The following is a 10,936-nucleotide window of genomic DNA, read 5'->3' on the forward strand; positions in this document are numbered from 1 at the left end:
GCATGGCTGAGCACTTTCTTGAGGATTCTGTGAGCGCTGTTGCGGTGCGGATCGACGCCGAACACCCCTCAGGGCTGGTCTTCGACCCCCACCAACCCCAGTTGCGAGTCACTGATTTGGGTGTGGTCCGCGGCGATGGTGTCTTTGAGACGATGCTGGCCCGCGATGGCCAGGTGCGGAAGTTCGAGGCCCACTTGCAGCGTCTGGCCCGCTCGGCTCGGCTCACTGAGATCGGGATCCCCCCGGCGGAATCCTGGCGCAGCGCGGTCCAGCGCGGTTTGGACGAATTCCGCAACCGCGGCGGACTTCCCGATGAGGTCACCATCCGGCTGACCGCCACTCGCGGTGTGGACGGTGAACCTGCCAGTGATGACCCCGCCTTCGCCGGCACCTATTGGGCACTGCTCAGCCCCGTCTCGGAGGAGATAAAAGCCAAGCGAGGCGCCCCCATCGCGGTGACTCTGCTTGACCGCGGCCATGACGCCACCGCCGCTGAACGTGCCCCGTGGCTGCTGCTCAGCGCCAAAACGCTCAGCTACGCGGTGAATATGGCTGCCTTACGGTGGGCGAAGTCCCACGGGTTCGACGACGTCATCTTCACCACCAGCGACGGGCACATCCTGGAGGCCCCGACCTCCACGGTCCTGCTGCTGCGGAAGAACCCTGACGAGCCGCAGCGGCCGACACTGCTGACTCCCATCCTGGAGACCGGAATCCTGCCGGGCACCACCCAGGGGGCGATCTTCACCGCAGCCGAACGGGCCGGATGGAATCTGGGCTACGGCCCTCTCACCCCGGAGGACCTCTACACTGCCGACCACCTGTGGCTGGTTTCGTCGGTGCGTCTGGCGTCCCCGGTAGCTCGTGTCGAAGACCGCGAACTGGCGGTGGATCCCACCTGGACCCAGAAACTCAACGAGTTCCTCAACCAGGACCTCCCCGTCCAGCACCCGACCACCTAAGCACCGGCTACACAGAGAGCCACAGCCCCTCGCCCCTCACCGGGCGAGCAGTTCACCCCGTCGCAATTCAGCCCAGCCAGTCCAACCTCGCCCTACTCCGACCCTGCCTATTCACCCCAGGTCCCTGCTCCGACCCGCCTATTCACCCCACCGATTCACCCCACAGTGCGGGCGTTGACCTTGAGCTGGGCCGTGCTGCCTCAGGCGCGCCGGCATTCACCCCAGGGTGCGGGCGTTGGCCAGCACGGGCAGCTTCTCCCGGGTGGCGTTGACTGTTTCGACGTCGATCTCGGCGATGAGCATCTCCGGTGCTTCCTCAGCTTCGGCAAGGATTTCTCCGGCCGGGGAGACGATCACCGAGTGCCCCACCCCGGAGGGTGCGCCGTGGGGTGCTTCAACACCGGCAGCTTCGGGTAGCCCCTGCCCACAGGCGATGACGTACTGGGTGGAATCCAAAGCTCGCGCCACGGCCAGCGTCCGCCACTGCGCGACTTTTCCGGGGCCGGCTTGCCAGGAGGCGGGTACGACGACGGCGTGGGTGCCTTGGTGCGCATAGTACTGAAACAGTTGGGGGAACCGGATGTCGTAACAGGTGGCCAGTCCGAAGTTCATCCCGAGCAGGGGGAAGTGGACCGGTCGTTGACCGGGTTGCACAGTCCGGGATTCGGTGAACCCGAAGGCGTCGTAAAGGTGCAGTTTGTCATAGGTGGCTAGCACGGAGGGTCCGGCGGCCAGCAGGGTGTTCCTCACCCGCGGGGTGCCATCTTCGGCAGGGTCCCCGGCAGTGAAACCACCGGCGATGACGACCACGCCGTGCCGGCGTCCCAGGTTGTGTACCGCGGTGGACCACTCGTCGCTGTTCTCAGCCACCTCCGTGAGGGGATAGCCGAAGGCGCGCTGAGCCGCCTCCGGGAAGACGACCAGTTGCGCGCCGGCGTCGGCCGCCTCGGCGGTCCATTGGGCCATGAGTTCCAGGTTCGCTGCAGGATCCGGACCTGTGACGATCTGGCACACCGCTATACGCATGGTTCTACCCTACTGGTCCGCTAGGCTGGGGGCGGATGCAGCCGGACGACCCCCGTAAGGAGCAGGTGAGATGGACAAGCTCGTGGACAAGGCACTGACCAGGGGAATCTCGATGGCCGGGGGGCTGGTGGCCACCAAGGTCTTCGAGTTCGGTTGGAAGCAGGTGACCGGGGAGGATGCCCCTAAGCACGACGACGTCGACACCGTCTCCTTGAAGAAAGCGTTGGTCTTTGCGGTCACCTCAGCGGCGATCTCGGCCACGGTGCAGATCCTGTCCCAGCGCGGGGCCCGTGAAGCTTCAAAGAAGATCAAGGCCTCCTACGGCAAGCGTTCCGAGGTCTGAACTCCCGGGTCTGAACTCCGAAGTCTGAACACTGCCGGCTGAGCACTGCTGACCACAGCTCAGCCCGTCGCTGGCCGTCTTACCCTACGGTCGTTCACAGGCTCGACCCGCGCAGACGCCGTGCCGCGGCCGGCTCACCCTCAACCAGGTCTTCCCGTGGTACGGGGCCGGACTGAGCTCTCTACCGCGGGGTCGGTTTGGTTTTCTTCCCGTCACGCCCCAGCAGGTAGGCGATGCCCACCGCGGAGACCACCGCCGCGCCGAAGGAGAACCCGGCGGCCACATTGGGGTCCCCCACCAGCGCGATAATGCCCGCGATGGCGGCCAGGATCGTGATGAGAGCGAACGCAATCTTCAGGATCATGCCGCCTAGCTTAGCCGCTCAGCGGCGTGTTGTGGGGTGTCCCGGTGAGGAGCTTCCGGTCGTGGCCGGTGGATTAATCTTTGGTGTCGTCGAGCTCTCGGCGGACCCCGCGCTGGCGGGAGAGCCGCTCCACGGTGAGTGCCAGCTCGTCGTGGGTGAGCAGGTCGGTGCGCAGGTGCTTGGTCCGGTACCCGGCTCGGCCCACCACGTGGGCGCTCACCGGGGCGGTGAGGATCATCAGCCCCCAAGCCAACAGGCAGATCGCCACCCATTCCCAGGACCGCCACATGATCGCGGCCGAGAGCAGCAGCATCAGTAAACCGAGCACCTGGGGTTTGGTGGCTGCGTGCATCCGGGAGTGCAGGTCGGGGAAGCGCACCAGCCCGACGCCGGCGGCTAAGGACATCAGTCCTCCGATCACCATGAAGACCGCGGCCACCGTGTCCAGAATCGTCTCTAGCATCAGCTCTCCCCCGCCTGGTCGTCTTTCTTCTTCGGGGTGAACCCGGACTTCGTCAGCGCGGCGAACCAGGATGTTGTCTCGTCTTCTTCGGCACCGCGGCCTTGACCCGAGCCCCGCTGGCCGGGGGCGGCTGGTTCCACCTCGGGGACCTCGACGGTCTCCGGGTGGTCAGGTTCGGGAACCCGGACCACCACGTAGCGGGCGATCGCCACCGCACCAAGGAACCCAATCACCGCGGTGACCACCACAAAGAGGATGAAGTCCTGGTGCTCGTGGTAGGCCATATCGGCCAGCAGCATGGAACCGACCACAATGAGAATGACGTCTACGCTGATGACCCGGTCCAGCACGCTGGGTCCCCGGTAGACCCGGTAGACGGCACCCAGCACGGCCAGACCCAGCAGTGCCTGGGTGATCCAGTAGGCGTAATCGAGGATCATGCTCTCTCCCCCAGTCGGCGCGGCGGAGGCTCAGCGGAGTCGGCCGGAAGCGGCATCTCCCGCTCCAGTTTGGAGAACCCTGCGACCCGCCCGAGCCGACGTTCGGCTTTGACCACGGCCAGATCGGAGCGGTTGCCCACCGCTCGGATGATGAGCGCCTCGGTGCGCAGTGCGTCCTGCCGGATCTTTTCGGCGTCGGCGTCGTCGGTGACATTCAGGGTGTGCAGGTACAAGGTGGCGGTGGTGCGGTCGACGTCGATCACCACAGACCCGGGCACCAGCGCCAGAGAGTGCCCCGTGAGGGTGATGATGAGGTCGTCGTGACTGCGCAACTGGATGGAGATGATCGAGTTGCGCACCCGGGGGCCGTGGACCAGGGCGATCCAGGAGACTTCGAAACTGGCGTACACCATCTTGCCCAGGAACCGGATGAAGAACACCAGCGCCCAGAACGGGTTGATCCGTCCGGTGCCGCGCAGCGGCGGCAAGTAGAACACCCGCACCGCGATGGTCCCGTAGATCAGGCCCAGGATGAAAGTGCCGATATCGAAGCTCTGCCAGACCGCCATCCAGAACACGCCGAGAAAGACGATCAGCGGCAGCTCGAGTTTCAGGGGGGTGCGGGGCCGTTTCATTCACCCACCTCCGTATCCACTGAGGTTCCGGATTCGTCAGTCTGCATATCCGGCTGTAGAGACGTATCCACCGGGGCGTAGTCGTCGACGCCGTCATCGCCGGGGTCGGGCTCATTGTCGAGTTCGCGGGTGAAGCCCTCGAGATCGTCACGCACTGCGTCGACCCGCTCCAGACCGAGTACCGCCTCCAGGTAGGGGGTGCGCTGGTACATGTCCTGGGCCGCGGCCCGGGAATAGTCCATCAAGGGTCCAGCGAAGACGCTGAACGCCAGGGACATCGCCACCAGGGCCGCAGTGGGCACCACCATGGTGGCCGGCAACAGGCGCTTATTCGCCGCCCGGGCGTGAGCCAGGGTCTTAGGGCGCAGCAGCTTATCCGCCTCGGGGACGTCCTCGGCGGAGCGCCAGAACCCGCGGGACCAGATCCGCGCCACCGCGAGCAGGGTCAACAGAGAGGTCAACACACTGGCGGTAACTAAAGTCCAGGTGATCCAGGTGTTCTCTGCGATACCCCCAGCCATCATGCCGAGTTTCCCGATGAACCCGGAGAACGGCGGAATCCCGGCCAGGTTCATCGCGGGGATGAAGAACAACAGCGCTAACGCGGGGGAGAACTTCGCCAGGGAGCCGAGCCGGTCCACATTGGAGGAGCCGGCCCGGCGTTCAATGAGCCCGGTCACCAAGAACAGGGTGGTCTGGATGGTGATGTGGTGGGCCACATAGTAGATCGTCGCGGCCATGCCGATGATTGAGGTCAGTGAAAGCCCGAACACCAGGTAGCCGATGTGGCTGATGAGCGTGAAGGAGAGCATACGCTTGATGTCCGCCTGGGCCAGGGCGCCTAGGATTCCCACGATCATGGTCAGCGCGGCCACGATCATCAGCGCCGTGTTGATCCGTTCACCGGGGAACAGCAACGTCTCGGTGCGGATGATCGCGTAGATCCCCACTTTGGTCAGCAGTCCGGCGAAGACCGCGGTGACCGGGGCCGGCGCGGTCGGGTAGGAGTCCGGCAGCCAGAACGCCAGGGGGAACACCGCAGCCTTGATCCCGAACCCGATGAGCAGCAGCACGTGCAGCATCAGCTGGACCCCGGGGTCAAGTTCCTGCAGCTTCAGTGCCAGATCCGCCAGGTTCACCGTGCCGGTGGCCGCATAGAAGGCTCCGATGGCGATGAGGAAGATCATCGAGGACAGGATGGAGACCACCACATAGGTCACCCCTGCTCGGATGCGGGCCTCTCCCCCACCCAGGGTCAATAAGACGTACGACGCCGTCAGGAAGATTTCGAAGCCCACGTACAGGTTGAACAGGTCACCGGCGAGGAAGGCATTGGACACCCCGGCCACGAGGATGAGGTACGTGGGGTAGAAGATGCTGACCGGGCCGGCGTCGTTCTTCTCCTCCGCTGCACCCTGCCCCACGGCGTAGAGGAGCACCGCCAGGGTGATGATCGAGGAGACCACCAGCATCAGTGCGGAGAACCGGTCGATGACCATGGCGATGCCGTAGGGTGCCGGCCAGCCGGCCAGGTGCACCGCGTGGGTCCCGCCGTGCCACACCTCGGTGAGCAGGATGACCTCCAACACCACCGTGGCCACCAGGGTGCCGATGGTGATGGATTTCTGGGTGGACTGGTTCTTATAGAACGCGAAGGCGAAGGCTGCGCCGAAGAACGGCAGCAGCACCGCCAAGGGGGTGAAGGAGAGCAGTTCGGCATCCACTACCGCTCACCCCGTTCCACGGACTCTTCGGTCTCCGGGCGTGGGCCGGCGGCGTCATCGGTGCGCAGGGTCCCGGTGTTGGGGTCGACTTCCCCGATGAACTCACTGGCCTCGCTGGGCACTTCGGCGTCCTCTTCCGGGTCGTAGGCGCCGACTGTTTCGGCCACGCGGCGGTCTTCCTCGTCATCGGTGACTTCGTCCTGGCGGGCCAGGATCCACGAGCGGTAGATCAGCGCGAGCATGAACGCCACCATGGCGAAGGCGATCACGATCGCGGTCAGCAACAACGCCTGGGGCAGCGGATCCAGGTACTCATCGGCCTCGAGCCCGTCCCGGTACAACGGGGCGTAGCCGGCGCGGCCGGCGGTCATGAGGATCAGCAGATTCGCCCCGTTGGAGAGCAGAATGGTGCCCAGTAGCACCCGGGTCAGGGAGCGTTCGAGCATGAGGTAGATCCCCACGGCGAACATCACGCCCATCACCGTCAGCAGGGTCAGGTTGACGGTCATCGCGCCACCCCCAGGGAGGTCTGGGAGTGGATGCCGTGACCCAGGTTGGAACTACGGCGGCTCTCCTGCTCACTACGCACGTCAATCTCCGAACCCAGGCTGCGCAGCACATCGACGATGAGCCCGATGACGACCAGGTAGACCCCCACGTCGAAAAGCACACTGGAGACCAGGTGGTGTTCGCCGAACACAGGCAGCGCGAAGTCCACGGTGAAGCTCTGGAAGGCCGCCCCGCCCAGGAACAGCGGCAGCACCCCGGTGAAGCAAGCGATCGCCAGGCCCCAGCCCATCACCGCGCCGGCGGAGAACGGGATGGCGGCTTCCAGCTCGTAACGTCCGCCGGCCAGGTAACGCAGCACGAAGGCCAGCCCTGCCAGCAGGCCGCCGGCGAACCCGCCGCCTGGGGTGTTGTGCCCGGCCAGCAGCAAGTACACCGAAAGCAGGATGATCGCGTGGAACATCAGCCGGGTGACGACCTCGAAGATGATGGACCGGTGCTCCGGGGCCAGCGTGCGCCCGGCCACCAGCCAGGCTTCCCGTGCCACAGTGGCGAAGGAGCGGGCCACCCGGATTTCTTTCATCTGCCGGGTGGAGAGCTCCTGGTCGGAGAGCACCCGGCCCACTGAACCGGTGGGGACCTCGTGGAGCTCCTTGCGCACCACATCGCGGCGCTTGACGAAGATGAGGCTGGCCACCCCGGTGGCGGCTGCGGCAAGCACGGTAATCTCCCCGAAGGTGTCCCACACCCGAATGTCCACCAAGGTGACGTTGACGATATTGGCGCCGTGTCCGACGTCGTAGGCCATCCAGGGGTACTCCACACTGACCGGTTCCGCGACCCGGGAGTCCATCGCGATCGCGGCCACCACCATCATGACCACACCGAAACCGGCACCCAACAATGCGCGGCCGAGTTTGAAGCGGGCGGGGTTCTGGGTCCAGATGCCCGCTGGCAGGCTGCGCAGAGCCAGGACGAAGACCACCAGGATGATCGACTCCACCAGCAGCAGTGTCAGCGCGAGGTCCGGGGCTCCCTGTAGCGCGAAGATCCCGGCGATCCCCCAGCCGCAGAGTGCCACCATCAGCACCGCCATGAACCTCTTGGGCGCCCAGATGGCGCCGAAGCCCCCGGAGATGATGACCGCGCCGAGCACCATCTGCAGGGGCTCTTCGGCCAGGATGATGTGCTCGGGCACGGTGTGCTCGGTGAAAGCGATAATGCCCGCCGGCAGTGCAGTGGCTACCGCGATGATGATGAACAGGTACCAAGCCAGCGAACCCCGCTGGGTCTTGGCGGTCAACCAACCGGCGAAGTCATCGAGGGTGCGGATCGTGTTGCGGTAGAGCCGCTCGGCATCCAGCATCAGCGGGGCGGCCTTCTGCGGGTCCGAGGTGCGGCCGATCAGCCAGAACGCCGCCAACCCCAGCACCCAGCTGACCACCGAGAGTCCCAGCACCGGTGTCCAGCCGTGCCACAGCGCCAGGTAGGTGGGTTCGATCCCTTCGGCCACCGGCGCGAAGTCTGCAGCGAAGGCCTCACCGATTTCCTGCAACGGAGCCGGGTAGATGGCCAGCAGCACGGTGAGGACCGCCAGGCCGGCAGGTGCGGCGAGGAAGACGACGTCGGGCTTACCGTGGAACGCTGTCACCGGCAGGGTCTTGCCGTGTTCATCGCGTTTGTCGGCGAAGGCCCCCCAGAGGAACCGGGCCGAATAGGCCACGGTGATGGCACTGCCGAGCACCACCCCGGCGAGCACTGCCCAACCGGCGGCTCCGTGGACGTCCGCGTAGCCGTAGATCGACTCGAAGACGATCTCCTTGGCGACAAACCCGAACAGTGGCGGCAGCCCCGCCATGGAGGCTGCGACGACGACGGCGATCCCCACCAGCCAACGCTGGCTCCGCCCGATCCCGGAGAGCACCCGCAGGTCTCGGGTCCCGGCTTTGTGGTCGATGATGCCGACGATCATGAACAGCGCGGCTTTGAACAGCCCGTGGGCCAGCAGCATGGACACCCCGGCCAGGGCGGCGTCCTGGGTTCCGAGCCCGTTGACCATGACCAGGAACCCCAGTTGGGAGACCGTCCCGTAGGCGAGCACCAGTTTGATGTCTGTCTGCCGCAGGGCGCGGTAGGCCCCCACCAGCATGGTCAGCAGCCCCAGGCTGAGTACGATCGGCAGCCACAGGGTGGTGTCGTGGAAACCTTCGGCGAATCGGGCCACCAGGTAGATCCCGGCTTTGACCATCGCTGCGGCGTGCAGGTACGCCGAGACCGGTGTGGGGGCTGCCATCGCCGCGGGCAACCAGAAGTGGAACGGCACGAGCGCGGATTTGCTCAGTGCCCCCACCAGGATCAGCGCCATGGCGGAGTCCACCGCCGGGCCGGAGAGCGCACCGGCCTGGTCGATCATCTCGGAGATCCGGTAGGTCCCGGCCAGCTCGCCGATCCACAGCAGCCCGATGAGCATCGCCAGACCGCCCAGAGTGGTGACGATGAGCGCCTGGATCGCTGAACGCCGAGCGAAGACGCGGTGTGCGGAGTAGCCAATGAGAAGGAAGGACAGGATCGTGGTGAGTTCCCAGAAGATGAACAACATCACGACGTCGTCGGAGAGCACCAGCCCCAGCATCGCCGCGGCGAAGGCGAACAGTTGGGCTGAAAACGGCCCAGCGGCGGGCTCCCGGGCCGGGAAGTACCGCGCACAGTAGAGCATCACCGCCGCACCCACCCCGGTGATGAGCAGGCTCATGGCGTAGCCGAGCGCGTCCATCCGGAAGGCGAGCTCCACGCCGAGCTGCGGGATCCACTCCAGGGTTTCCGTGCGGTCCTGGGCGGGATCTCCATAGACCAGCACCCAGCCGAAGGCGACACCCAGCACGGCGGCGAGCACGTAGAAAACGCGGCGGCCTATCCAGGTGAAGAGGAAGGGGGCGGCCATGCTCACTGCGAAGAGCGCAGAGAGCATTATGAGCACGAGCGGACCCTTTCGACCTGTTCTGGGAGTTCGAACAATCTTAACAACGATGAGCTACCATGCGCCGCGTGACCCACGCCTCAGTTCCATCCCAGTCCGGCAGTCCTGGCGCTCCTGGTGGGCTGGCGCCGTCGTCGGCCGCTGAGCCACTGAACAAGTGGCTCATTACCAAGTGGAGTATGTGGTCCTGGGGCAATGCCACCGTCTCCGCGGTGATGACCACATTCGTCTTTGGCACCTACATCACCTCGGAGGCATTCGGCCCCGGGGACCGGGGCTCGCAGTACCTGGCGGTGGCTACCGCGGTGGCCGGTGCCGTCGTCGCGCTTACTGCCCCAGTGATCGGGCAGCGGACTGATAAGGCGGGTCGGCGCCGGCTCTGGTTGACACTGAACACGGTCATGGTCATCACGATGGTGGCGGCCTGCTTCTTTGTCCGCCCGGAGGAGGGCTACCTGCTGCTGGGGGTCACATTGATGGCCCTGATGGGGATTTTCGACGAGTTCGCGAACTTGAACTACAACGCGATGATCACCGATATCTCCGACCACCAACGGATGGGCCGAGTCTCCGGAATTGGCTGGGGTGCCGGGTATCTAGGCGGGATTGTGCTGTTGCTGATCGTCTACATCGGGCTGATCGCCGGGGACCCGCCCCACTGGTTTGGGCTCGGCGAAGATGACGCGATCAACATCCGGGCGGTGGCCCTGGTGGCCGCTGGTTGGCATCTGCTCTTTGCCCTGCCGCTGTTGTTGACCCGGATGCCCACGGCGGATCAGGCGGTGGTGGAGGAGAAAGTCACAGTCGCCGAATCATACCGACGGCTCTTCCGGGTGCTGGCCCACCTGTGGCGGGCTGACCGCAACACGCTGTGGTTCCTGCTCTCCTCGGCGATCTACCGCGACGGGCTGTCGGCGATCTTCACCTGGGGTGCGGTGCTGGGGGTCCACGTCTACCGGATTGAGGACTCTGAGATCCCGTTGACCGAGATCGCCGGGTCGGTGCTGCTCTTCGGCATTGCTGGCAATGTGGTGGCCGCACTGGGGGCGTTCATTGGCGGCTGGTTCGACGATCGCATCGGCCCGCGCCGGGTCATCGCCGCGAGCATCATCAGCCTGCTGGGGATCGCGGTCATTATGTGGTTCATGGTGACCCCGCGGCAGGTGGGGCCGGTGGAACTCACGCCGGTGGAGGTGTCGCGCGTCAGACTTAGTGGCAGGGCCGTTATGTAGGTCCTGAAGGAGAGTCAGTCATGGGTAGACCACCCTCGATTCCGGCGGAGAAGAAGACCCGGATAGTGCTGAGCGTGCTGGCCGGCGAGATGTCCATCGCCGAAGTGGCACGCAAGGAGAAAGTCAGTGAGCAGTCCATCGGACGGTGGAAGGCCGAGTTCCTGGAAGCCGGCAAGACCGCCCTGGTGGCCGGCAGGTCCGGACCATCCTCCCGAGAGGAACAGCTGGAGGCCGAGGTCGCCGAGCTGACCCAGGCCTTGGGC

12 protein-coding genes are annotated in these 10,936 nt (G+C 65.4%); 4 read left to right on the top strand and 8 right to left on the bottom strand.

Annotated features, from left to right (window positions below):
* The first annotated feature begins 2 nt into the window (after positions 1 to 2).
* Positions 3 to 962 carry an aminodeoxychorismate lyase gene (locus H578_RS0102900; RefSeq protein WP_022872208.1) on the top strand — a complete coding sequence of 320 codons (960 nt, stop codon included), beginning with the start codon at positions 3 to 5 and terminating at the stop codon, positions 960 to 962.
* Positions 963 to 1,178: 216 nt separating this feature from the next.
* Here the strand turns inward: H578_RS0102900 and H578_RS0102905 are convergent, their stop codons facing one another.
* Positions 1,179 to 1,988 (bottom strand): carbon-nitrogen hydrolase family protein, encoded by an 810-nt coding sequence (locus tag H578_RS0102905; RefSeq protein WP_022872209.1) that lies wholly within the window; start codon positions 1,986 to 1,988, stop codon positions 1,179 to 1,181.
* Between the two features lie 70 nt (positions 1,989 to 2,058).
* On the opposite strand from H578_RS0102905, the gene H578_RS0102910 reads away from it, so the two are divergent.
* A complete protein-coding gene (locus H578_RS0102910; protein WP_022872210.1) occupies positions 2,059 to 2,331 on the top strand; it encodes a DUF4235 domain-containing protein in 273 nt (90 codons plus the stop codon).
* Between the two features lie 181 nt (positions 2,332 to 2,512).
* Here H578_RS0102910 and H578_RS0102915 read toward each other — a convergent pair whose 3' ends face one another.
* From H578_RS0102915 to H578_RS0102945, 7 genes are all read right to left on the bottom strand, one after another.
* Positions 2,513 to 2,695 carry a hypothetical protein gene (locus tag H578_RS0102915; protein ID WP_022872211.1) on the bottom strand — a complete coding sequence of 61 codons (183 nt, stop codon included), beginning with the start codon at positions 2,693 to 2,695 and terminating at the stop codon, positions 2,513 to 2,515.
* A 73-nt stretch (positions 2,696 to 2,768) separates the two neighbouring features.
* Complete coding sequence (gene mnhG / locus H578_RS0102920) at positions 2,769 to 3,158, bottom strand: monovalent cation/H(+) antiporter subunit G (protein WP_022872212.1); 390 nt, start codon at positions 3,156 to 3,158, stop codon at positions 2,769 to 2,771.
* Positions 3,158 to 3,598, bottom strand: coding sequence for an MrpF/PhaF family protein (locus tag H578_RS15855; RefSeq protein ID WP_022872213.1), 441 nt, complete (start codon positions 3,596 to 3,598; stop codon positions 3,158 to 3,160). Before H578_RS15855 ends, mnhG begins: the two co-directional genes overlap by 1 nt.
* Complete coding sequence (locus H578_RS12845; RefSeq protein WP_022872214.1) at positions 3,595 to 4,233, bottom strand: Na+/H+ antiporter subunit E; 639 nt, start codon at positions 4,231 to 4,233, stop codon at positions 3,595 to 3,597. The genes H578_RS15855 and H578_RS12845 overlap by 4 nt, the downstream gene beginning before the upstream one ends.
* Positions 4,230 to 5,957 carry a Na+/H+ antiporter subunit D gene (locus H578_RS12850; protein ID WP_022872215.1) on the bottom strand — a complete coding sequence of 576 codons (1,728 nt, stop codon included), beginning with the start codon at positions 5,955 to 5,957 and terminating at the stop codon, positions 4,230 to 4,232. Before H578_RS12850 ends, H578_RS12845 begins: the two co-directional genes overlap by 4 nt.
* Positions 5,957 to 6,466: a Na(+)/H(+) antiporter subunit C gene (locus H578_RS0102940; protein WP_022872216.1), complete on the bottom strand. Its 510-nt coding sequence runs from the start codon at positions 6,464 to 6,466 to the stop codon at positions 5,957 to 5,959. The genes H578_RS12850 and H578_RS0102940 overlap by 1 nt, the downstream gene beginning before the upstream one ends.
* Positions 6,463 to 9,432, bottom strand: a complete 2,970-nt coding sequence (locus tag H578_RS0102945) for a Na+/H+ antiporter subunit A (RefSeq protein WP_245554884.1) — start codon at positions 9,430 to 9,432, stop codon at positions 6,463 to 6,465. The genes H578_RS0102940 and H578_RS0102945 overlap by 4 nt, the downstream gene beginning before the upstream one ends.
* A 77-nt stretch (positions 9,433 to 9,509) precedes the next feature.
* On the opposite strand from H578_RS0102945, the gene H578_RS12855 reads away from it, so the two are divergent.
* Together H578_RS12855 and H578_RS0102955 are read left to right on the top strand one after the other, a co-directional pair.
* Positions 9,510 to 10,673 (top strand): MFS transporter, encoded by a 1,164-nt coding sequence (locus H578_RS12855; RefSeq protein WP_211215172.1) that lies wholly within the window; start codon positions 9,510 to 9,512, stop codon positions 10,671 to 10,673.
* A 20-nt stretch (positions 10,674 to 10,693) separates the two neighbouring features.
* Positions 10,694 to 10,936: transposase (locus tag H578_RS0102955; RefSeq protein ID WP_022872219.1), on the top strand; the 243-nt coding region annotated here is incomplete at its 3' end.

The sequence above is a fragment of the Nesterenkonia alba DSM 19423 genome, from assembly GCF_000421745.1.
GTDB classification, from domain to species: domain Bacteria; phylum Actinomycetota; class Actinomycetes; order Actinomycetales; family Micrococcaceae; genus Nesterenkonia; species Nesterenkonia alba.